Annotated in this window: 21 protein-coding genes; 12 read left to right on the forward strand and 9 right to left on the reverse strand. The window is 36.6% G+C overall.

From position 1 onward, the window contains the following. Positions 1–3 precede the first annotated feature (3 nt). From lpxD to FJ213_02945, 5 genes are all read right to left on the reverse strand, one after another. Entirely contained in the window at positions 4–1,059 is a 1,056-nt protein-coding gene (lpxD, locus tag FJ213_02925; protein MBM4175114.1) for a UDP-3-O-(3-hydroxymyristoyl)glucosamine N-acyltransferase, read from the reverse strand. 6 nt (positions 1,060–1,065) lie between these two features. Continuing rightward, positions 1,066–1,572 (reverse strand): OmpH family outer membrane protein, encoded by a 507-nt coding sequence (locus FJ213_02930; GenBank protein MBM4175115.1) that lies wholly within the window; start codon positions 1,570–1,572, stop codon positions 1,066–1,068. An 18-nt stretch (positions 1,573–1,590) separates the two neighbouring features. Further along, entirely contained in the window at positions 1,591–2,091 is a 501-nt protein-coding gene (locus FJ213_02935) for an OmpH family outer membrane protein (protein ID MBM4175116.1), read from the reverse strand. Between the two features lie 127 nt (positions 2,092–2,218). After that, positions 2,219–4,717 (reverse strand): outer membrane protein assembly factor BamA, encoded by a 2,499-nt coding sequence (gene bamA / locus FJ213_02940; GenBank protein ID MBM4175117.1) that lies wholly within the window; start codon positions 4,715–4,717, stop codon positions 2,219–2,221. Further along, positions 4,686–5,525 carry an isoprenyl transferase gene (locus FJ213_02945; GenBank protein ID MBM4175118.1) on the reverse strand — a complete coding sequence of 280 codons (840 nt, stop codon included), beginning with the start codon at positions 5,523–5,525 and terminating at the stop codon, positions 4,686–4,688. Before FJ213_02945 ends, bamA begins: the two co-directional genes overlap by 32 nt. A 202-nt stretch (positions 5,526–5,727) precedes the next feature. Here FJ213_02945 and FJ213_02950 point away from each other — a divergent pair, with 202 nt between their 5' ends. The 12 genes from FJ213_02950 (at position 5,728) to FJ213_03005 (ending at position 17,855) form a co-directional block, all read left to right on the forward strand. Continuing rightward, positions 5,728–6,252 carry a hypothetical protein gene (locus FJ213_02950; GenBank protein MBM4175119.1) on the forward strand — a complete coding sequence of 175 codons (525 nt, stop codon included), beginning with the start codon at positions 5,728–5,730 and terminating at the stop codon, positions 6,250–6,252. 52 nt (positions 6,253–6,304) lie between these two features. Next, a complete protein-coding gene (locus FJ213_02955; protein MBM4175120.1) occupies positions 6,305–7,156 on the forward strand; it encodes a hypothetical protein in 852 nt (283 codons plus the stop codon). A gap of 153 nt (positions 7,157–7,309) precedes the next feature. Then, positions 7,310–7,564, forward strand: coding sequence for a hypothetical protein (locus FJ213_02960; protein ID MBM4175121.1), 255 nt, complete (start codon positions 7,310–7,312; stop codon positions 7,562–7,564). Next, positions 7,543–7,941: a hypothetical protein gene (locus FJ213_02965; protein MBM4175122.1), complete on the forward strand. Its 399-nt coding sequence runs from the start codon at positions 7,543–7,545 to the stop codon at positions 7,939–7,941. The genes FJ213_02960 and FJ213_02965 overlap by 22 nt, the downstream gene beginning before the upstream one ends. Positions 7,942–7,943: 2 nt before the next feature. Continuing rightward, positions 7,944–8,399 (forward strand): hypothetical protein, encoded by a 456-nt coding sequence (locus FJ213_02970; protein MBM4175123.1) that lies wholly within the window; start codon positions 7,944–7,946, stop codon positions 8,397–8,399. A gap of 155 nt (positions 8,400–8,554) precedes the next feature. Continuing rightward, a complete protein-coding gene (locus FJ213_02975) occupies positions 8,555–10,102 on the forward strand; it encodes a hypothetical protein (protein ID MBM4175124.1) in 1,548 nt (515 codons plus the stop codon). Further along, complete coding sequence (locus FJ213_02980) at positions 10,089–10,640, forward strand: hypothetical protein (GenBank protein ID MBM4175125.1); 552 nt, start codon at positions 10,089–10,091, stop codon at positions 10,638–10,640. The genes FJ213_02975 and FJ213_02980 overlap by 14 nt, the downstream gene beginning before the upstream one ends. A 130-nt stretch (positions 10,641–10,770) precedes the next feature. Then, entirely contained in the window at positions 10,771–12,417 is a 1,647-nt protein-coding gene (locus FJ213_02985) for an ammonia-forming cytochrome c nitrite reductase subunit c552 (protein ID MBM4175126.1), read from the forward strand. Positions 12,418–12,819: 402 nt separating this feature from the next. Further along, entirely contained in the window at positions 12,820–13,500 is a 681-nt protein-coding gene (locus tag FJ213_02990) for a hypothetical protein (protein ID MBM4175127.1), read from the forward strand. Continuing rightward, positions 13,497–14,480: a site-specific DNA-methyltransferase gene (locus tag FJ213_02995; GenBank protein ID MBM4175128.1), complete on the forward strand. Its 984-nt coding sequence runs from the start codon at positions 13,497–13,499 to the stop codon at positions 14,478–14,480. The genes FJ213_02990 and FJ213_02995 overlap by 4 nt, the downstream gene beginning before the upstream one ends. A gap of 98 nt (positions 14,481–14,578) precedes the next feature. Continuing rightward, on the forward strand, positions 14,579–15,490 hold the full coding sequence (locus tag FJ213_03000; GenBank protein MBM4175129.1) for a glycyl-radical enzyme activating protein: 912 nt from the start codon (positions 14,579–14,581) through the stop codon (positions 15,488–15,490). Between the two features lie 4 nt (positions 15,491–15,494). Next, positions 15,495–17,855, forward strand: a complete 2,361-nt coding sequence (locus FJ213_03005; protein MBM4175130.1) for a glycyl radical protein — start codon at positions 15,495–15,497, stop codon at positions 17,853–17,855. 73 nt (positions 17,856–17,928) lie between these two features. Here the strand turns inward: FJ213_03005 and FJ213_03010 are convergent, their stop codons facing one another. The 4 genes from FJ213_03010 to FJ213_03025 all read right to left on the reverse strand — a co-directional run bounded on the left by FJ213_03010 (position 17,929) and on the right by FJ213_03025 (position 22,325). Continuing rightward, entirely contained in the window at positions 17,929–19,269 is a 1,341-nt protein-coding gene (locus FJ213_03010) for a M20/M25/M40 family metallo-hydrolase (protein ID MBM4175131.1), read from the reverse strand. Positions 19,270–19,373: 104 nt separating this feature from the next. After that, positions 19,374–19,763 (reverse strand): DUF1232 domain-containing protein, encoded by a 390-nt coding sequence (locus tag FJ213_03015; protein MBM4175132.1) that lies wholly within the window; start codon positions 19,761–19,763, stop codon positions 19,374–19,376. 50 nt (positions 19,764–19,813) lie between these two features. Further along, a complete protein-coding gene (locus FJ213_03020; protein MBM4175133.1) occupies positions 19,814–20,101 on the reverse strand; it encodes a four helix bundle protein in 288 nt (95 codons plus the stop codon). A gap of 196 nt (positions 20,102–20,297) precedes the next feature. Further along, positions 20,298–22,325, reverse strand: coding sequence for a S9 family peptidase (locus tag FJ213_03025; GenBank protein ID MBM4175134.1), 2,028 nt, complete (start codon positions 22,323–22,325; stop codon positions 20,298–20,300). Positions 22,326–22,494: the final 169 nt, after the last annotated feature.

The following is a 22,494-nucleotide window of genomic DNA, read 5'->3' on the forward strand; positions in this document are numbered from 1 at the left end:
TCTTTATTTACCCGTCTGCTCATCTAATTTCTTTGTAAGCTCATCAACTTTTTTTTGAAGTTCCATGACTTGAATTCTTAATGCAGGAAGGTTTTTGATTATCGCATTGAGTTTCATTGATTCGCGAGCTTCTATTGCTGGAGAGCCAAAATATGCTTTTCCTTTTTTTAGATCGTTCGCAATTCCCGATTGTGCCATTGCTATTACATCATCTTCAATGTTAAGATGATCTGCGAAGCCGACTTGCCCACCGGCAATTAATCTATTGCCGACTTTCGTGCTGCCTGCAAAACCCGTTTGCCCCGAGACAGCACAGTCTTCTCCAAGAACTACGTTATGCCCGACCTGAACAAGATTATCTAATTTAGTTCCCCGCTTGATTCTTGTTTCACCGACAGTTGCTCGATCGATTGCTGTATTTGATCCTATCTCGACGTCATCTTCTAAGACAACTATTCCGATCTGCGGAATTTTTCTATAACTTTTATCTGGATTCTTATAATAACCGAATCCATCGCCGCCGATGACAACGCCCGGATGGAGAATATTTCGTTTCCCAATTTTACATCTCTCCCGTATCGTGACGTTTGGATAGATAATTGAATCATCTCCAACTTCCGCATTGTCTAGAATCGTTACATTCGAAAAGATAGTAACATCATTTCCGATTTTACAATGCTTGCCTATAAATACATTACTGCCGCAACGGAAATTTTTACCGCAGGAAAAATTCACAGGTTGATTTTTTTGCAAATCAAAAAGAGGAGGCAGCTCGACTTGTGGGACAAAATATTTTTCAATTATTTTAATAAAGGCAAGATAAGGATCGCCTACCTTGATGAGAGTTAAATTCGGAAACGATTTTGTGAAATCTTTTTTCACCAATAAAGTGAAAGAAGAATTTTCATTTAGATATTTTTCAAACTTATCCTGATACAGGAAAGAAAGATCATCGGATTTGGCTTCTTCAATTTTGGCGACATTAGAAATAAGTTTATCTTCAATTCCGACAATCTTGCCTTCAACAAAAGCAGCTATTTCTTTAACCGTTAAGTGCATTAAAAATTATTTGATCACCTCTAATACTAAATTGGTTAAATCGTGTTTCTCATTTGTATAAAGAAGAAGGATCTCGCCGCTTTTATCGAAAATAAAATCATATTCTTCTTCCTCAGCAACAATTTTAATAGCATTAAAGATTTTATTCTGTATCGGTTTCATGAATTCTTCTTGTTTTTGAAAGAGTTCCCCATTCTGACCAAATTTCTGTTCCCGGAACTGCGAAATTTTGTTTTCAAGCTCTATCAATTCTTTTTCTTTGTCGGATCTCGTTTGATCACTCATGATGAGTTTATTTCTCTCGTATTCAACGTACTTTTTCTTCCAATCGTCCTCGATCTTTTTGAGCTCAGCCTGCCAATCGCGGACGAGATTATCAAGTTTTTGCTGTGCATCTTGAGCTTCGGGAAGTTCTTTCATTATCGCTTCGGAATTAACGAATCCGACCTTAGTTTGGCCAAATCCAATAGAGCCGAAACAAATTAATGCTGCAATTACGATTATTTTTTTCATAGCTGCCTCGTTTGAGTTTTATCCTCTTTTTAGTCTGTCTAAAACTTTAAATGTAATATCAAAACTTGGATCAGAGAAAAGCACAACCACGTCGCCGGCTTTATCCAAAACCAAAGTAATTTTTTCTTCCTTTGCGACTTTCTCAATCATGTTGATAATTTTCTTTTTAATTGGTGCAAGAAGTTCTTCTTGTTTTGTTACGATATCACGTTTTTGACGATAATCACGAATATCCTGTTCCATTTTGATGAGATCTTGCTGAGCTTTTAGCTTGTTGTCTTCTGTCATCATAGATTCTTGTTTGCGGTAGCTTTCAAGACGCATCTGAAAGTCTGTAGTTAAGCTATCGAGAACTGCCTGCCATCCCTTAATAATTTCATTTAATTTGTCTTGTGCAGTTTTATAATCAGGAAGCTGTGCAAGGATAACTTCAGAATCAACTATACCAACTTTAACCTGCACTTGAGCAAAAACATTTGCTGAGAAAAATAAAATTAGAACATAGAATACATTTTTGATTTTCACGTTTACCTCATAGTAAATTTATTTTATACTGGCCGCACTTTTACATACATGAATAAAAACTAACCAACAATAATAAAAAATAGAAATTAGTTCAGCACTAAAATTGTGCGACGTTATTTATTTAAAATCCTCTTCCAAATTGGAAATGGAATATCCAAGCTGGATCTTGTCCTGAGACAGCTTTTCTATCAAAACCATAGCCAAGGTCAAATCCAATTAAACCGATTGGATTAATTAAAATTCTTGCACCAACGCCAACTGCACGTCTCAAATCAAACAGACTGACATCTTTCATATTACGCCAAACATTTCCTGCTTCTGCAAAAGCGAGAAGATATAAGGGCATTGGATTTAGAGTTACAGCAAACCTTAATTCCAGAGTGTTCCTTGCAGAAATTTTTCCGCCGATAATTTGTCCTTTGGAATTTTTTGGTCCGATTGATCGGTCGTCATAGCCGCGCAATGGTTCAGTTGCAATAACCAAACCATTACCACCCATGAAGTAATATTCAAACGGCTGAATAGGTGTTCCATCGATGATTTCGTAAATCATTCCAAATGATGATGCGAAGTGTAAAGTCAATTTATTTGAATTAAACAATCTTCTGTACCATTCAAGATCTAAGTCGACTTTAAGATAATCGACATCGCCTGGTAAAAACGGACCGCCTGAAAGATCAGCATTTAAGGTTACATTGCTTCCCATTGATGGAAATATTGGATTGTCCAGATCACGGCGGGAAATAGTTGCGCCGAGAGTAAATTGTTTTGTTTTCCCTTCTCTATAAAATCCGCCGCCGCTTCGCACGTCATTCATTTGATAACGCAAACTTCCTTGTACTTGAAAATAATCATCTGGCCAAGTAAGCCGCCTGCCGAGGCGCATACTTCCACCGAATTGACGCAGATCGTAAATATAAATCTGTCTCGTGTCGAAAACATCAAAGCCGACTAATGTTGGAGTATCCATGAACCACGGCTCTGTAAAACCAGTGGAGAAAGTTCTATAGAAATTTCCCAAACCAAACTGCCAATTAAAATTGAGAACTTGCCCGCCGCCAATCGTAAACGGATTTGTGATTGAAAAATTCGTTAATGTAATTCCAACTGCTCCGCTGAAACCAAAACTGCCGCTATAGCCGACAGATGCATTCAAATAATCGCTCGATTTTTCTTCGACCTTATACGTTATGTCCACAGTGCTGTCTGAAGAAGGGAAGTAATCAACCCCCTCTTGATATAACTTTTCGACGTTGAAATACTGAAGATTTGCGAGCTGCTGTAAGCTTCTTATCAATAAAGCTCTGTTAAAGAAATCGCCAGGTCTAGTGAAAAGTTCTCTTCGGACAACTTTATCCATCGTTTTGTCATTACCTTTGATATCAACATAACCGATCTTGAATTGATTTTTTTCTGAAAGCTTTATAACAAGGTCGATTGAATCTTCGCCGACTTTTACCTCATCGGTTCTTAAGCTGAAGCCAAGATATCCGTTATCAAAATAGAGTGAAGAAACATCGGATTGAGTCTCATTCTGACGCAAGTTTCTTTCAAATTTTTCGTAATCAAACACATCGCCGGTTTGAAAATCAAGTCGACGATTCAAAACTTCGCTGTTATAAATTGTATTTCCAACCCATGTAACATTTCTGATTTTATACAGCGGGCCTTCGTGCAGATAGATATCGATTGTCATATCTTTCTTTTTTTCGTCGAGAGAAATTGAATCTCTTAGGACAACCGCATCTCTGAATCCCTTTTTCTTATAAAACTTTACAAGAAGCTCTTTATCCTTGTCGAATTTTTGCCGATTGAAGTTTGCGCTCGACCAGAACTTCCACCATTTTTTCTCTGAAGTTTCGTCAAGTTCACTTTTCAGGTCGCCGTCATCAAAATATTCATTTCCAAAGAAACGAATTTTACGAACGACAACTTCGGGTCCCTCTTCAATTTCAACTTTTAGAAGAACTCGATTATGAATTCTTCTAAGCGATTCCGCTTGAAGCTTATCGTCGAGTTTGATTTCAGTTGTGTGCTCTTCGCTTAAATCATCGGGATTATACCAGTTTACATAAACAATATTTCCTGAAGTATCCGCAGATTTAAATTTCAGGATCTTCGGAATAACAACTGCGTTGAGATAGCCCTCGTCTTCATAAGTCTTGAGAATAGTCCGCTTTATTTTACTGATTTCCTGCGGTTTAACTATCTGTCCCCTTACTAAGCTGATTTTCTTATTCAGGTCACTTTCGTTTATATCATCATTCCCAGTTATGACGTAGGTTTCTATTCGCGGGAACTCTTCAACTTTTATCAATATAAAAATGCCTGAGCCAACTTGTCTCTCTTTAACGATTTCAACATGGCCAAAAATATTTAGTCCCATTATCCGTTTTATCGCATTAATTGTTGCATCACCAGGAATATCTATTTCGTCATCAACTCTTAAACCGCTTGCGGCAATGATGACAGATTTATCCGCAGTGACATTACCGCTTACATCAACGCCCAATATTCTATAAGATGTTTTAGCTACCTGTGCATAGGATGAACATGCAGAAATTAAAATTAAGAATAATAATGTAATTCTATGCAACTGCTTGAGATTTCTTTTTTTGATCACGCTTTATTGTTCCGTTAGTTTTTATCTGTTCGCTGACTAAGCCGAATCGTCTCTCTCTGTTTTGATAATTATCAATTGCCTGGTAAAGATGTTTTCTTCTAAATTCGGGCCAAAAAACATCTGCAATAAAAATTTCTGAGTAAGCAATTTCCCACAGAAGAAAATTACTGATTCTCATTTCACCGCTTGTTCTGATAAGTAAATCTGGATCGGGAATATCTGCCGTGGTTAATTGACTGCTAAATAAATGTTCGTCAATTCCTTCAGGAGATAATTTTTTTTCTGAAATAAGTGTGGCAATATTTTTAACAGCTCGTAAAATATCCCATCTTCCGCTGTAGCTTAATGCAAGATTCAAGGTCATGCGAGTATTATTTATCGTTTTTTTGCTTGCTTCCAAAAGCTCTTTGCCAATTTCAGGAGGTAAAGTGTCAAAATCGCCTATCATTTGGAGTTTGATATTATTTTTATGAAGTTCGTCAGTTTCATCACGTAGACTTTTCAATAACAGCCGCATTAGGGTTGATACTTCCTCTTTTGGACGCTTCCAATTTTCAGTAGAGAAAGCAAAAAGGGTTAAATGCTCAACGCCAAGTTGTGCAGAAGCTTCAACGATATCTCTTACTGATGCAACTCCACGACGATGTCCCTCAACACGAGGAAGATTTCGGGATTTTGCCCATCTTCCATTTCCGTCCATAATAATTGCTATATGTTTGGGAATATTCCCGCGCGCTTTAATCTCTTCTTGACGAAGAGAATCCTCTCTTTTTGGCTTAGGGAAGTCGTTAGTTTTAGCTCTTATCGAAGCTTTAAGCAATTTTTTCCTTGAAATTTGTTAAAAAAGCAAGTCAATTTAATCCATTAGTGTAAAAAAAACAAGCAGAGCAATTTCCGTAAAATCTTGAATTTTAAACACTTATTGTAGTTCATTTCTACCAAAAAAGTTTCAAATTATTTTGTCCAAATAATAATTATATTCGCTTCAGGAGGAACACAAAAAGAAAATGAGCAAAAAGGGCGTAACATTTCTTGCCGACGCATTAATCCTAGTAATCTGTCTTGTAGGCTTCTATCATGTTTGGCAGAAAGCTGGGCGGCCAATGGTTTTTTATCCGAATAGTTTGATCATAGAGAAAGTTTATTCAGCACGATTCGATGTAGACGTTTTTAATGGAGAAAAAGTTTTATCGGTTAATGAATATAAAATAGATACGCAGGAAGACCTCGAATTTATTTTAGATGGACTGAACATAGGCGATAAAGTTGATCTTGAAATTGTTAAGAACGGTGATATAAGGTTTACCGAGTTAACTTTAATTCCGTTTTATAATCTGAGATATTTAATTCCACAAATTCTACTTGGATTATTTTTCTTTGTGATCGCAGATTTTGTTTTTGCCAAGCGGTCATTTCAGATTGAAGCAATTGTTTTCCACTGGATTATGATGTCGTGCACTGTTATGATATTTACAACTTGGGGCAATTATTCGAGCGAGTCAAATGCTAAAAGAGTTCATAAAGTTATATAAACATAGTATTTTAAGATAAGCAAATTCATATTAAGTGAAAGGAATTATTCAAATGAAGTCGAATTTTGTCTCAATAGCACTTATTGTAGTTTCTACAGTAATGGTTGTCGCTGCATCAGCTCATACAGATACTACCACAATTACCCGCTTCACACTCACAAACGGAGCTGAAATTGAAGGTACGATTCTATCAGAAGATTCCGACCAAATAATTGTGCTATCAACTGCCGGAGTTGAGATGAAGATAAATAAAAATCTTATCGCCGAAAGAAAAACAATTCAAGCAATGCTTTATAAGGGAGAATATATAAGAAGCGATCCGAACAAAACACGCTTGTTCTTTGCTCCGACGGCAAGAACCCTCCGGCAAGGTAAGGGATATTTTTCTGTATATGAAATATTCCTTCCATTTATCGCATATGGAGTAACTGATTATATTACGCTCAGCGGGGGAATGACTTTATTACCCGGCATTCCAATTGAGTATCAGTTAAAATATTTTGCGCCAAAATTAAGAATCATTAATGAGGATAAATTTTCATTAAGTTCAGGGCTGCTTTGGATGGCGCTTAAAGATGTTTCGGCATCGATTGTATATGGTGTCGGTACGTACGGCGATTATCCATTCTCTTTTTCGGCCGGGCTTGGATTTGGATATGCTGAGGGCAATTTCACTGAAAAACCATTTGCAATGATCGGACTTGAATATCAATTATCGAATAATGTAAAACTCTTAAGCGAAAATTGGGTGTTTCCAGAAGTAGATGGAGCTGTTATCTCTTTCGGCATTCGATTCTTTGGAGAAAATCTTGCAGCGGATTTTGGTTTCTTTACCCAATCAGAAATTATTGGAGAAGGATCGTTCCCATTTCTGCCGTGGATAGGATTTGCGTATAATTTTTAATTTTATTGAATCTATTAACGAGTTAAAATTACTTAATGGAGAATTCGTAGTGAAAAAAAGAAATCCTTTTATTCTAATCGTATTCATATCAATAAATGTTTTATTTGGACAAGGTAGTAACTAAAATTCCTCACTATTATCGTCTGGTCGGGATTGGATTACAATGGCACTTTTTCGTACGGAGAATATGAAACAGACGAAAGAAGAGAGCGTAGATTTCATACTCTGCTTGAACAAATTAAAATGCTTGATCCCGATGTGATCTTTACTCAAGAAACAAATCCTGTAGGGAAATTCTCATCACGTCTTGCCGAAGAATTAAAAAGGCATTCGAAAAAACTCTCAAAGTCCGGAAACTTAGCCCTGAAGCAAAAGAGTTTGCAGACATGTATTTCTTCGAAACGTTAGTTCGCATTCATCGTGCGGGTGAAGGTGCTCCTTACACCGGATTAAAACCGGCAGGATTAACTCCTGAGCCGGGAATCGCTGAAGCGGATTTGTCAGTCGAAAAAGGTTCAATAGCAGAATTAATCAATAAGATCAATTCACTCTCGAAAGAAGAACTAATGAAGAGATTCAAACATGTCCTCCATACAAAAAAATATTCCGAAGGATCCTTCGGAAAAGAGAGTGATATTGAAGCTGGAAGAGAATTCGTTAAACACTACGTAACTTTCATTCATTATGTCGAAGGGATTTTTACTTCTATAATCAAATCACCTGAAGAACATTCACAAGAAAGTGAAAGTCATGAACATCATAAAAATATTTTTGAAAGGAACTAAAAATGAAATTCGAAATTCCTCAACCGATGAAAATCGAACACGATGAACTTCATGAGATGCTTGTTGCCGCAACGAAGGTCGGCGGTGAAATCGGTGAAGCCGCAAAATATGTAGCGAAGATACTTCATCCTCACTTTGTTAATGAAGAAGCGTATGCACTTCCTCCACTCGGTCTTCTGCAAGATTTAGCAAGCGGAAAAATCACGTCGGAGATGAAGGAAGTTCTTGAGATGACGGAAAAATTAAAATCTGAGCTTCCAACAATGCTTGAGGAGCATAAAACAATCGTAGCCGCACTCGACAAACTAATCGAGGTTGCAAAGAAAGAGAATAAAATGGAGTGCGCTAACTTTGCCGAGAAACTGAAGCTTCACGCAAAAACTGAAGAAGAGCTGTTTTATCCAACATCAATTCTTATAGGTGAATACGTTAAGTTGAAGCTTTCTCAAAAAGTGTAAAACGTTAGGATCGCCAGCACTTTACTTAGCCCTAAAATTGGTGTTCTGTTATTTCATTAAAGCAGATGAAAATTACAAGTTTTATTCTTAAGCTTGTGGCAAGAAGTAACATGTCATTGTAGAATTTAATAGAAATTAATTTTGGGAGGCGTTGCATGAGAATTAGATCACTTTTTCTTGTTGCGTTATTACTGCCGACAGCGATTTTTTTGTTCAGCTGTCAGAGTTACAATCTAACTAGAGAAGTTAGTGAAGTTAAAAAATCGGCGAGCATAGATCATCAATCCGAATTTATCAAAATCCATAAGGCAGATGGCGGAGTTTATGTTCTCCAAAAATGGATTGTAGACGAACAAAATAAAACAATAACCGGAACCGGGATTTTGTATGATCACAACCGAGAAATACAGGACGAAGGATATTTACAAATCCCTTATAATGAAATTTTATTAATAGAGACGAATGTTCTTGATCCTTCGCTTATGACGGAGGCATTCGGAGGATTAACACTTGTTTCTGGGGCGCTTACAGTTTATTGCTTAACAAATCCGAAAGCATGTTTTGGGTCTTGTCCTACCATTTATGCTTGGGATGGAAAAGATATGTCCTTGCAAGCTGAAGGATTCTCATCGAGCATTGCGAGAGTATTAGAGGAAGAAGATATCGATGCTCTCCATTCTTTAAAACCTCAGAATCGAAATTTAGAGATAAAAGTTACAAATGAAGCTCTCGAAACACATTCGATAAAATACTTAAACATCTTAGCAGCAAGAAGGCATCACGACAGCGAAGTTTTTCATACTCACTCAAATGAATTTTATGAAGTGGCGAATCTTCAGCCGCCAAAAATTTGTGATTCAGATAATGGTGATTGCTTGGAAAGGATTAAAAGTTTTAATGATTTAGAATATTATTCTGAAACCGATTCATCCGATCTTGCTGTTAAAGAAACGCTTGAATTAACATTTGATCAAATTCCAGATGGCAAGCTCGGATTGGTTTTAGGATACAGGCAAACTTTATTAACGACTTATTTGATCTATCAAAGTCTTGCTTATATGGGCTCGAAATACGGAGATTGGCTCGCGAAACTTGAAACTAACAATTCTAATATTAAAGATTTTACCTCGAAGTCATATTCACTTTTGGGTGATTTGGAAATATATATTCTTGACGAAAACCAAAAATGGAAAAAATGCGGATCGATAAGTGAAAACGGTCCGATTGCAAGAAATCTTGAATTAGCTTCACTAATTGATTCTTATTCACTCCCATTGAAAATTCAAATTAGAATGACACGCGGAATGTGGCGGATCGATTACGCAGCAATTGGACAAGTCATTAACAAAGTTGAACCACAGCGAATTTTCCCGATCGAAGTTTCAAAAGATGAAGTATGTGATGAGAGTGCATTGCAGCGGCTTCACGACTCTTCGAAATATTTAGTGACATTTCCTGGCGATTCATATTCTTTATTTTTTCAACTTCCTGAAGATTATTCTAACTACGAATATTTTGTTGAATCGAAAGGTTATTATTACGAATGGATGAGAGATGCCTGGCTGAAGGAAGAAAGTCAAGAAAATTTGTTTGCGTTCTTTTTTGATTCACGAAATCATTTTAAAAAGCTCGCACCGGAATATAAAAAGATAGAACCAACAATGGATAAAATCTTTTGGGAGAGTAAATATGAAAACAAGTAAAATTATTCTCGTATTTATTTTAATGTTCGTTATATCTAATTGTATGTCAGTTAAAGCTCCGGATAATTGGCTTCCAGAACCTGAAAATATTTCTGAAGACGTTTACGGTGCGTGGATTACTCTAAGACTTGATGATACAGATGACTATTACTTTTTAGGCGGTGAGTTCATCGGATATGAACAAAAGACTGTTTTGCTATTGAATGAAAATGGGCTTTCGAAAATTGCAATTGAAGATATTAAAGAAGCGATCATTGACCTATATAAAAGAGAAACAAGCTCATTGACTTGGTGGACTCTCGGTGGTTGTGTAGCTTCGGTTACGCATGGATGGTTCCTAATTATTTCTATGCCGGTTTGGCTTGTAAGTGGAATTATTAACTCTGCAATCGCTTCTCACAGCGGAAGATTTGCTGAAGAAAACCCTGATGATGATTGGTTTGAAGCGGTTAAAAGGTATTCAAGGTTTCCTGGAGGAATTCCCAAAAACATCGATTTACACGCACTTAAGCCTAAGCAAATTAATAAAACTGATTAATCTTTCATCGCGAAAATTAATTTAAAAATGAGAATTTTACTATTCGCCCTCCAATTCATGCATTAATTAACAAGAGTATTTTGTCTGATTATAATATTTATTATATTTGTCCAAACAATATGAGGAAGTCATGAACAAAAAAATAAAATCGTTTTATTCAATTCTTTTGCTCTTTTTGTTTGTGGCTGGATTCACTTTCATCGGAATGGATTCAGCAGAGCAAACGAACTCTTCAACCGAATTTGTAAATCTTGCAAGTGATCAAAAGATTGACAAAGAAACATGTTTCACCTGTCACTCGGAAGTTGAAGAGCTTCATACAAACGGAAAGCACGCAAAGCTAAGCTGTTCAACATGCCATTCAGATGTTTCAAAACATCTTGACGATCCAAGTAATAAGCCCGTTACGAATCTTGAGCTTTCAACTTGCGGAAAGTGTCACAAAGATCAATTTGAATCATTCTTCCATGTCAATCTTGAATCAAAAGCGAGAGTTGAAAAGTCAACAACTACTAGCCGATCTCCAACCTTCGATAAACTCATGATGCCGCATGGATTTACAAAAGAACACGCCGAACCGCGCAGTCATGCATTCATGATGGTTGATCATTACATAGTCGACCGTGCCTACGGCGGAAGGTTTCAATTAAAAGATTGGCAGTACATAACTAAAACAGGTAAAGTTTGGGATTTAATTGTTGATAAAGAACCAACTACAAGCGAACAAAAAGTTTTTCTTCCGCAAACTGCAACCGCAGCAAATCCAACCTGCTTAAGCTGTAAAACAACCGATCACATTCTCAAATGGAAGTATAAAGGCGAGCCATCACCTGATGCGAAGTGGTCGAGAACATCTAAAGTAGTTGAGTTTGCACGCGACTTGCAAAATCCTGTAGGGTGCATTCACTGTCACGATCCGCATGGAACGAATCCACGTGTCGTTCGTGATGCTCTCATTGAAGCTGTTGTTGACAGAGGTGAAGGGACCTACCCTTATGATAAAGAGAAGAGCAAACAGATTACAATGAAAAAAATTATGTTCAGAGATTTTCGTGCTATTGGAATACTTAACAAAGCAGACTCAAATTTAATGTGTGCACAGTGCCATGTTGAGTATAATTGCAATCCTGGGCACAACCCGGTTACTGGCGAAGCTATTTCAAAAGCCGATCCCAGGACAAATATTTTCCAATGGGTTAACGTATTGGACTATAACAAAAAAATGGAAGTGTTTGCTTTTAAAGATTTCAAGCATGCTGTTACCGGCGCCTCTCTTTCGAAACTTCAGCATCCCGAAACCGAAACATTTTGGATGAGCAAGCACGAACGGGCTGGAGTTGAATGCAAACATTGTCATATGCCTCAAGTTAAGAAAGGAAATAAGTCTTACACTTGGCATGGACAAAAAAGCGCAAGATACATGACAAAAGAAACTTGTATAAGCTGCCACAAGACTTGGACAGAAAAAGAAGCTGAATATCAAATCGATGCAATTCAAAACTATATCCGCGGGAAAATGAAAAAAGCTGAATTCTGGCTTGCACAATATATCGATACGTATACACGTGCAAAAGATCTCGGTGTTAACGAAGAAGTCTTAAAAGAATCACGCAAGTTTCATGATGATGCACACACACTTTGGGAGTGGTGGACAGCGGAAAATTCAGATGGATTCCACAATCCTGACTTAGCAAGAGAGTCACTAACTCAATCGATAACTCATTCTCAAGATGGAGTAAAATTCCTTGAGAAAGCAATTACCGAATTGAAAAAGTAAATATTTTTTTGGAGATTCCATCATATAAATGGTGGAATCTCTGGTAAATACCATAAATAGGTTTGGGCAATATTTTACATTAATATTTACTAAATTTGAGATGTGAAAGTCTCAGTCGATACAAAATTTAGTACGGTAATCGAAAAAAATACTTTCTATTTCTACAACGTAAAGTTTCAAGAGAAGTATGAAAGCCATATTAACTCTTTAACAGAATCACTTCTATTTCTTAGGAATGAAATTGAAACGAAGGGTTTAAGAAAAGAGTTATTTGATTCTCTTCTATTAAATCGCGAGAATGGTTTGCGAGCATTATTAGCACTAACAGGCTTTTCAAATGAAAATCTAAAACGTCTCATTACTGTCATTAGGGTTACTCATGATAAAATTTTATCTAATCTAATGAACAAGGATAAATGGTGCTCAAATGAAGAAGAAGTAGAAATATCAGAGTGGGGTGATGCAAAAATCTTGAATCTCATTAATGAAAATGAACATTTTCGAAAAGGACTGGTTAATTTATTCTTTGAAGGATCGACGGTGCCATTCTTAATTAATACATTGCCATTATTCGAACTGAAGAAATTAAGTATTTCAAAATTAAAGTTCGAAGTTCCTGCAATTATTGACACGTTAGTTAGATACAAAGAGAAAGGTTCATATTCAGGTAAGAGTGGTAACAATCCTGAATTCTTGATTCAGCAATTGATAGAAGACTCACAAGTCCCCTTTGAAAAAGGTGATCTTGCAGAACTTCTTAGAAAAGAAAAAGTGGTAAAAAGAACGATGGATTTTATACTACCGAATAAGACAAAACCAAAGCTAATAATTGAATGTTCGTTTTTGGTGACTACTTCCTCTGGACAGGGCGATAAATCAAAAACTGAAACTAACATCAATAAACTAATTAAAAAGTATTATCCAAAAGCAAAGTTCATTGGATTTGTTGATGGGATTGGGTGGTATGTTCGAAAAGGGGATTTGATGAGAATGGTTTCCGCATATGATGATGTTTTCACTTTTCATAAGTCAGAGCTAAAAAGATTTGACTACTACCTTAGGAAAGAATTCAAAAGGATATGATAGAACAATTTGTTGATAGAATTATTCAGGGCGATTGCTTGGAATTAATTAAAGAGATTCCAGATAATACTTTCGATTTGACTTTTGCTGATCCGCCTTTTAACCTGAAGAAAGATTATAACAACTACAAGGACAGCTTGAAGTTTCACGAATATCTCGAGTGGTGTGAAAGATGGATCGGCGAGATGGTCAGAGTTACCAAGCCGACAGGTTCAATTATGCTTCATAACATTCCTAAATGGCTTACTTACTTTGCGACATTTCTTAATAAGAAAGCTGACTTCAAACACTGGGTTTCTTGGGACGCTCCGACTGCACCTATGGGTAAAACATTACAACCAAATCATTATGGTATTCTCTTTTATGCAAAGAACTCGTCTCTTTTAAAGTTTTATGAAATAAGATGCCCGCATAAAAGAGATAGAAAAACAAATTATTTATCAAAAGATTATGGCGGGAAAAAATCGGGTTTGCACCCATTCGGACCTTTAGTATCAGATGTATGGGTTGATATTCATAGAATAAAACATAATAAATATAGAGACGAACATCCGTGTCAACTACCAGTGCATTTACTTGAGAGGATTCTATTGATGACAACAGATGAATCCGATCTTGTACTTGATCCTTTTAGCGGAACTGGGACTACAGCGATTGCAGCAAAACGACTTGGAAGAAAGTTTATTGGTTTCGAGATAGACGAATATTACGTTGAGATTACTCAGAAGAAACTAAAGCAAGAAGAAGCTAATTCAAAACTTGGTAATAGATGGGTTAGTTTTTACCTTGATGAAGTAATTACTCTGCGAAATATAGATTGGGATTACTTAAAAGAGTATTTTTTAATACCATCAAAACCTGAAGAGATTGATCATACTCCAATTCAACTGAAATCAAAAATTAAGATGCCCCCACCACTTAAAGTACAAAAAGAGAAAACATTACAGCAGGAATCATTAAGGTTTGTTAAAGCCGTTTAGAATCGGCAAAAGAATCTGGTTTAATTAATTCATCCTTTTTTTTCACAATAAGCTTGCTTTTCCTCGCTTTTATTTCGACATTTTATTAAAAGAGTCTAATAAAATTGAAGACTGCATTTATTTTTGACATAAGAAAATATTCAATTCATGACGGACCGGGAATTCGTACAACTGTTTTTTTCAAAGGATGTCCGCTTATATGTGCATGGTGTCATAATCCGGAAGGGCAGTCACCGGTTTTTGAAGTAATGTATCGTGAAGGAAGATGCATACGCTGCGGTGCATGTGTAGAAGAATGCACACAAGACGCAGTTAGAATGAACGACAATCTTGTAGTTACAAATCCGAAAGAATGCATTGTTTGTGGAACTTGTACAGAGTTTTGTTTTTCAGATGCACGAGAGATAATTGGAAAAGAAGTTACAGTCGAAGAAGTGATGACTGAAATAGAAAAAGATATTCCGTTTTATGAAGAATCAAATGGCGGCGTAACATTTTCTGGAGGCGAACCGCTGCTTCAAAAAGATTTTTTAGTTGAGATTGCGCGAGCATGCAAAGAAAGAGAAATACATACAGCACTTGATACCTGTGGATTCGCTAAATGGGAAGCTCTGGAGGAAGTAAGCAAATATATCGATCTTTTTCTTTACGATGTAAAAATTATAGACGATAAAAAGCATAAACATTTTACTGGAGTTTCAAATAAATTAATTCTCAGCAATCTCAAAAAATTATTAAATCTTGAGAAAAAAGTAACAATCCGAATTCCTCTTATTCCTTTTTTCAATGATGATGAAAAAAGTATTCGGGAAATGATCGATTTTATGTTGAAACTCCCAAATTCAAACGGAATTGATATACTCCCCTATCATAGAATAGCGGCGGAGAAATACAAGAGCCTGAATATAAATAATGATTTGCGAAATGTGAAAGAGCACTTAAAAGATAAAATAATCAGTGTTGAAAAAATCTTTTACGAACATGGATTAAACGTAAAGGTTGGAGGATAGAATGATCAGCGAAAGAGTTAGAAAACTTCGTAAGCAAAGTCTTGATGCAAAACCATTCATTTCAACTAATAGAGCAGAACTGGTTACAGAAGTCTATAAAAGTAATTTCGAAAAAATGTCTGAACCAATTAAGCGCGCACTTGTATTCAAACATTTAATGGAGAACAAACCAATTTATATTGGTGATGGAGAATTGATTGTTGGAGAAAAAGGTCCGGTTCCAAAAGCAACTCCGACTTATCCTGAACTTTGCTGCCATTCACTTCATGATTTAAAAATATTAAACAATCGAAAAAAAATTCCGTTTGCAGTTTCCGAGGATTCAAGGAAAATTTATGAAGAAAAAATAATTCCCTTTTGGCACGACAAATCCATGCGGGATTTTATTTTTAGTGAAATGACACTCGAATGGAAAGACTCTTACGAAGCCGGAATATTTACTGAATTTATGGAACAGCGAGCTCCGGGGCATACGGTACTTGACGATAAAATCTATAAAAAAGGATTTTTAGATTTCAAGAATGATATACAAAAAAGTTTAGAAAAGCTGGACTACTCCAACGATCCTAAATCGCACAACAAAGAGCAAGAACTGAAAGCGATGTCGATTTGCTCCAATGCGCTCATTACATTTGCATTGCGTCATTCTGAAGAGGCTTTGAGTTTATCCAAAAAAGAAATTGATCCAGCAAGAAAATCGGAACTAGAAAAAATTGCTAAAGTCTGTAAGCGCGTTCCAGCCAATTCGCCTCAAAACTTTTGGGAAGCAATTCAATATTATTGGTTCGTACACCTTGGAGTTACTACAGAACTTAATACATGGGATGCATTCTGTCCCGGTCACATCGATCATCACCTTTATCCTTTCTATAAAAAAGAAATTGAAGAAGGAAGTTTGACAAAAGAAAAAGCGGAAGAACTTTTACAATGTTTTTGGATTAAGTTTAATAATCAACCCGCACCTCCAAAAGTTGGAGTTACGGCGGAAGAAAGCGGCACATACACAGACTTTGCTCAAATAAATCTTGGGGGTCATTTAGAAGATGGCTCCGATGGAGTGAATGAGCTTACTTACTTATTGCTCGATGTGATTGAAAAAATGAGATTGATTCAGCCAAGCTCTTCAATTCAAGTAAGTAAGAAAAATCCAAATGAATTTGTAAAGCATGCAGCGGAAATCATAAAAACCGGATTTGGTCAGCCGTCAGTGTTTAATTCAGATTTAATTATAGAAGAATTAGTTCGGCAGGGTAAAACTTTAATCGATGCACGCTGCGGAGGTTCAAGCGGCTGTGTTGAAGTTGGAGCTTTTGGAAAAGAAAATTACAATCTCACCGGATATTTTAATTTACCCAAAGTTCTTGAAATTACATTGAATGATGGAATTGATCCGCGAACAGGAAAACAAGTCGGAATAAAAACTGGAGAAGCAGAATCATTCAATTCATTTGATGAGCTTTACTATGCCTTTGATAGGCAATTAAATCATTTCATAAACGTTAAGATCAAGGGAAATTCCGTAATCGAACAGCTCTATGCCGAAAAGATGCCAGCTCCGTTCCTTTCACTTCTGATTGACGATTGCATTGCTAACGGAAAAGATTATCACAGCGGAGGAGCGCGTTATAATACATCCTATATTCAAGGAGTTGGACTTGGGACAATCACCGATTCATTAAGCGCGATAAAATATCATGTCTTTGAAAACAATAATTTACAGATGAAACAAATAATGCAAATTCTGAAAGAGAATTTTGAGGGGAATGAACGGACCAGACAATTACTATTGAATAAAACTCCTCGTTATGGAAATGATAATGATTTTGCAGATGATATAATGAAACAAGTATTCGAATCTTATTTCAATGCAATCGACGGAAGAAAAAATTTTAGAGGTGGAACGTATCACATCAATCTTTTACCAACTACTGTCCATGTCTATTTTGGTTCGGTGATTGGAGCAACACCGGATGGACGATTCGCATTCCAGCCACTTTCAGAAGGTGTTTCACCGGCACAAGGTGCAGATAGACACGGGCCAACTGCTGTATTAAAATCTGTTTCAAAGATGGATCATTGTAGAACCGGCGGGACTTTGCTTAATCAAAAATTAACTCCGCAATTACTCGAGAAAGAAAACGGAATTAACAAATTCGTTGCGTTAATCAGAACATATTTTAAATTAGGCGGGCATCACATTCAATTCAATGTTGTTGATAAAGAGACACTTCTCGAAGCAAAAGCTCATCCCGAATTGTATCGCAATCTGATTGTGCGAGTTGCTGGCTACAGCGATTATTTCTGTGATCTAAGCGAAGCATTGCAAGATGAAATAATTACTCGTACTGAGCATCAGGATTATTAAATATTCTTACGAAATTTTCTGAATATTCAATTTAGATTCAACCCTCTTCCATTTTGCCATCTACCATTTACCATTACTCAATCCCTTCTTCACTCAGCAAAAATGTTAGAATTGCCATTGCGGCAGAGCCGAGCTCTAATTCTCTCGGATGAACTGTGTCGAATGTGTCGTTCGCCGAGTGGTGCACGTCCATGTAACGTTGATCATCAGGAACATAACCGATTTTTGCTTTAATATTTTTTATAAAAGAAATATCTACTCCGCTTCCACCCTTTCTTACCCATTCAATGCGAGCTTTTTGCAGATATGGAAGCCAGCTTTCTATTTTCTGAATTACGGCAGAATCTGCATCCACATAAAAACCTCTTGGCGTAAATGCACCTCGGTCTGATTCAATAGCTGCATAGTGAATTTCTTTTGATGTATCTGCATAATTAGCATATCCAATTGCACCGCGGACGCCATTCTCTTCATTAATAAAAAACACACATCGAACTGTGCGTTTTGGCTTGATATTTAACCGATTGAAGAGATCCAAAACTTCCATCGATTGGATACATCCTGCACCATCATCATGTGCTCCGCATCCTTTATCCCAAGAATCAAAATGACCGCCGACGACTATTACTTCATTTGGTTTTTCGGTTCCGATTAATTCACCTATAACATTGTAAGATTGCACGTCGGGAAAAGTTTTACACGAAAGCCGCACATTGATTTTTAAAGAAGGTTCCTTTCTAATGGCTTCGTATAAAAAATCCGCATCCTGATAACCAATTGCAGCAGAAGGAATTTTGGGAAGCGAGTCCACATAATACATTACACCAACATGAGGAACTTTGTCGTGTTTAGTTGTTACAGAGCGGACAAGAACTGCTGCGGCGCCATACTTCGCGGCTTCAATTGCACCTTGTGTTCTCTGATTTACTGCATTCCCGTACCCGGAGAAAGTGTTTGTCTCACCGAGATCTAAGGCGCGGTTAAAGAAAACAATCTTACCTTTGATTGAGTTGCCGATTGAATTTAATTCGTCAAAGTTGTTAACCGAGACAACTTCCGCTGTGATTCCGTCTCTATCTGTACCGACGCTTCCTCCGAAAGCTGCGATTTCCAATGCTCGTCCGTTTAATGTTTTTGAGTTAACGATTCGGGCAGATTCAAAATCTCCTCTAATCCACTTCGGAACCATTGCAGGTTGAAGCCAGACTTTATCGAAACCCAGATATTCCATTTTTTTCTTTGCCCAATGAATTGCTTTTATGGATTGATCCGAGCCGCTTAGGCGCGGTCCAATTTCGCACAGCTCCCCAAGCATTTGATATCCGATTTGGTCGACTAAAGCTCTCCTTACAATTTTTTCTGAAGTTTCCAGATACAGAGAGTTCAAGTTTTGTGAGAATGCGGAGTTAATCATCACAAAACCAAAAGCGATAAAGGCAATTAAATTAATAGGCAAGTAATCTTTAACTTTCAAAATCCCTCCAGAGTTTAAAAGATTATTTAATGAAGATTAGTTTATTAAAAAAGAAGTTCGTCGTTTTCCGATTCCGTATTTTTTAATGGTGCGGATGCTCTATAGTATGGTTTGATTTCCGTTCCGATATATTTGATTGCAGCCATTATTACACCAAGATCGTCTAAATAACCAACCAACGGCACGAAGTCCGGAATTGTGTCAATGGGGGATATGAAATAAACGAGAGCCGCAACGATAATGAGTTTCCTGTACCAATTTACCGAATCATCCTTCATGTATCTATATAGAGCTACTACATCTTCCGCGAAGGAAATTCGTTTTTTAGTTTTTTCGACTTTATCCGAAAACTTTTCTTCTATATACTCAACGTTCTTCTCGAAATTCTTTTCATCTTCTTCCGTTATTAACAGTTCTTTCGGCAAAGAGTTCATTATTCCTCCTTTGATTGAATAAATCAAATGTCAAAAATCAAAAGTCAAAACTACAAGTCAAAATTCAAAATGTAATATTTGTTAGTATTAGGCTTATCATTTTTTCCTTTTAAAGTTAATAAACTTGCGGCAATAATTTTTAATATTTCTTCGGCTTCTTTTAACAAAGGTTCAATCATTATCTTTTCGATATTTAATCCATCTCTTAAAATACAAAGCCAGTATTTCGTCTCGTTAGCGGATTTGAGGGCGATTTCATAATATTTAATGAAATCCTTTCGAGAGCTGGCGGATTTAGCCTCGACGATATTCGCACCAATAGATGTTGACGAACGAATAACTGGTCAATGATTGAATTATGAATTCTTTTAACTTCAATTTTATCCAGCGTTTTAATCACACTAATTGAAAAATTATAACATCTTGTCTTTAAATTATCTTTATAACTCTTATCTGGCATACTTATTCACGAACATATACCAAATAATTAAACTTTATAATTTTACCTTTGACTTTTGAACTTTGACTTTTCACTTATTTATTTAACCACTTATCAAACCAATTGAAGATTTCCGTCATCCAAAGCTTGAAGTTTTGCGGCTTCGCGACGAAGTGAGTTTCGTCCGGGAAGTAAACAAACTTTGACGGGACTCCAAGTCTCTGCAGCGAGGTGAATAATTCAAAAGCCTGTGATTCGGGAACTCGAAAATCGTAAGCACCGTGTGTTACAAGTATTGGTGTTGTAATTTTGTCAACAAACTGATGCGGCGAATACTTTTGATAATGTTTTCGGTTTTTCCACGGTGTTCCTTTGAATTCCCATTCGGGGAACCAAAGTTCTTCTGTTGATCCGTACATGCTTTCAAGATTGAAAACACCTGCATGCGAAACGATTGCTTTGAATCGATTTGTTTTTGTTGCCATCCAGTTCATCATGTATCCACCATACGACGCACCGGACGCAACCGTTTTCTTTGCATCGATGAAGGAGAAGTTTTTTACAGCGTAATCGTATGCGTTCATCAGATCAGTGTAGACTTTTCCTCCCCAATCGCCGCTGATCTCATCTGTAAATTTTTGCCCGTAGCCGGTGCTGCCGCGAGGATTTGTCATCACAACAACATAACCGGGTGAAGCGTAAAGTTGCGGATTCCATCTATAGTGCCATAAATCTTCCCAAGCTCCCTGTGGTCCGCCATGAACTAAAAATACCATCGGATATTTTTTATTAGGATCAAAGAATGGCGGTTTAACCATTAAGCTGTGTATTTGAGTATTGTTCGCACCTTTGCTCCAAAATTCTTCAAGCGGTATCATTTCAAGCTGTGAGAGAATTTCATCGTTAATTCTCGTAAGCTGAGTTGTCTTCCTGGTTTGTAAGTCAAATTTCCAAATATCATTTGGCCTCTGAACAGAGTTTTGGTTAAATACTAAAAATTTACCGTCGCTTGAAATGTTGATATCGGTACTCCAATGCTTATCATAAATGATCTCGTAAATTTTTGATCTAATATTGATTTTATAAATAGCTTTTCGTCCGATGTTATCAGCGGTAAAAATTATCTCTTCGCCGTTTGGATGCCAAACGACTTCATCAACGCTTCGATCAAGTAATTCGGTTAAGTTGATAATTTTTCCGGCTTCTCTACTGTAAAGCATGAGAGTTTGTTTATCTGCTTCAAACCCAGCTCGTGCCATTTGACGGTAAGCAATATATTTTCCATCTGGCGAATAGACTGGTTGATTGTCATTTCCTTTGTTGCTTGTTAACTGCCTTTTTGCCTTGCCGTCAAAATAAGTTAACCATAAGTCGTTATTTGTGCTTGTTGCAAGCACGTGTTCAGTATTAGTAACAAAACAAATTTCCTTCCCATTTGGAGAGAATGCGTAATCGGTTTTACCACCAAGTGCAATTGGTGGGCAGTCATTTTTACTGCCGAGAGTTAGATCGATATATTTTAAGGAATCCAATTCCAATAAAAATAAGTGACTTCGTTTTTCGTCGCGCCAGGAGTTCCAATGCCGAAACATTAAATCATTAATAACTCGTGCTTTTACTTTACTCTCAGCCTTGCCCTCATCCTTAGTCTTATTGCATTCATCTGTTTCACAATCGGGATAAACTTCTGAAATAAATAAAATTTGTTTTCCATCTTTCGAAATCACAGGCGAGGCGGCACCTGTTGATAAAAATGTTAATTGTTTTAACTCGCTTGTGTTATCTACTGGAAAGGAATAAATCTGAGAACTTCCATCTTTGGATGAAACAAATGCTAATGTCTTGGAGTCAGGAAACCAAGCAGGCGAGTTTTCTGAACCTTTCCAATCGGTTAGCTGTAGCAGTTCACCGTTTTGAATCTTTAACAGCCAAAGATCGCTGTTGCCTTTATTTTCTTCCATGCTGTAAGAAGTGATAACAAAAGCCGCGTACTCGTCGTTTGGCGAAAGAACTGTCTGCGAAACTCTTCCCATTTTCCACAAGTCATCAATAGTCATTGCTCGTTTGGATTGAGCTGATAGAATTGAAGGTATAACTAGAATTAAAACAATTATTTTTTTCATAATAAGCTCAAAGATTTTTTATTAATTTTTTTTCAAATTAAAGCTAACCCCTATTAGATGCAATTGTTTTGAAAATGTAATGTCTAAATTCCTGATATTGTATAAATTAATAAATAACGATAAATCTATCTCTGTTTCCTACAGGTTCTATTGCAGAATTATATTTTAT

Source organism: Ignavibacteria bacterium (genome assembly GCA_016873845.1).
Classification (GTDB): domain Bacteria; phylum Bacteroidota; class Ignavibacteria; order Ch128b; family Ch128b; genus JAHJVF01.

What these genes read in the sequence shown, in the direction of transcription:
- FJ213_02995 (MBM4175128.1), top strand. Translation starts at nt 13,497, where the DNA reads ATGATAGAACAATTTGTTGATAGAATTATTCAGGGCGATTGCTTGGAA.
- FJ213_02930 (MBM4175115.1), bottom strand. Translation starts at nt 1,572, where the DNA reads ATGAAAAAAATAATCGTAATTGCAGCATTAATTTGTTTCGGCTCTATT.
- FJ213_02965 (MBM4175122.1), top strand. Translation starts at nt 7,543, where the DNA reads ATGTATTTCTTCGAAACGTTAGTTCGCATTCATCGTGCGGGTGAAGGT.
- FJ213_03010 (MBM4175131.1), bottom strand. Translation starts at nt 19,269, where the DNA reads ATGATTAACTCCGCATTCTCACAAAACTTGAACTCTCTGTATCTGGAA.
- FJ213_02980 (MBM4175125.1), top strand. Translation starts at nt 10,089, where the DNA reads ATGAAAACAAGTAAAATTATTCTCGTATTTATTTTAATGTTCGTTATA.
- FJ213_02970 (MBM4175123.1), top strand. Translation starts at nt 7,944, where the DNA reads ATGAAATTCGAAATTCCTCAACCGATGAAAATCGAACACGATGAACTT.
- FJ213_02975 (MBM4175124.1), top strand. Translation starts at nt 8,555, where the DNA reads ATGAGAATTAGATCACTTTTTCTTGTTGCGTTATTACTGCCGACAGCG.
- FJ213_02990 (MBM4175127.1), top strand. Translation starts at nt 12,820, where the DNA reads ATGAACAAGGATAAATGGTGCTCAAATGAAGAAGAAGTAGAAATATCA.
- FJ213_03025 (MBM4175134.1), bottom strand. Translation starts at nt 22,325, where the DNA reads ATGAAAAAAATAATTGTTTTAATTCTAGTTATACCTTCAATTCTATCA.
- FJ213_02985 (MBM4175126.1), top strand. Translation starts at nt 10,771, where the DNA reads ATGAACAAAAAAATAAAATCGTTTTATTCAATTCTTTTGCTCTTTTTG.
- lpxD (MBM4175114.1), bottom strand. Translation starts at nt 1,059, where the DNA reads ATGCACTTAACGGTTAAAGAAATAGCTGCTTTTGTTGAAGGCAAGATT.
- FJ213_02950 (MBM4175119.1), top strand. Translation starts at nt 5,728, where the DNA reads ATGAGCAAAAAGGGCGTAACATTTCTTGCCGACGCATTAATCCTAGTA.
- FJ213_02955 (MBM4175120.1), top strand. Translation starts at nt 6,305, where the DNA reads ATGAAGTCGAATTTTGTCTCAATAGCACTTATTGTAGTTTCTACAGTA.
- FJ213_03015 (MBM4175132.1), bottom strand. Translation starts at nt 19,763, where the DNA reads ATGAACTCTTTGCCGAAAGAACTGTTAATAACGGAAGAAGATGAAAAG.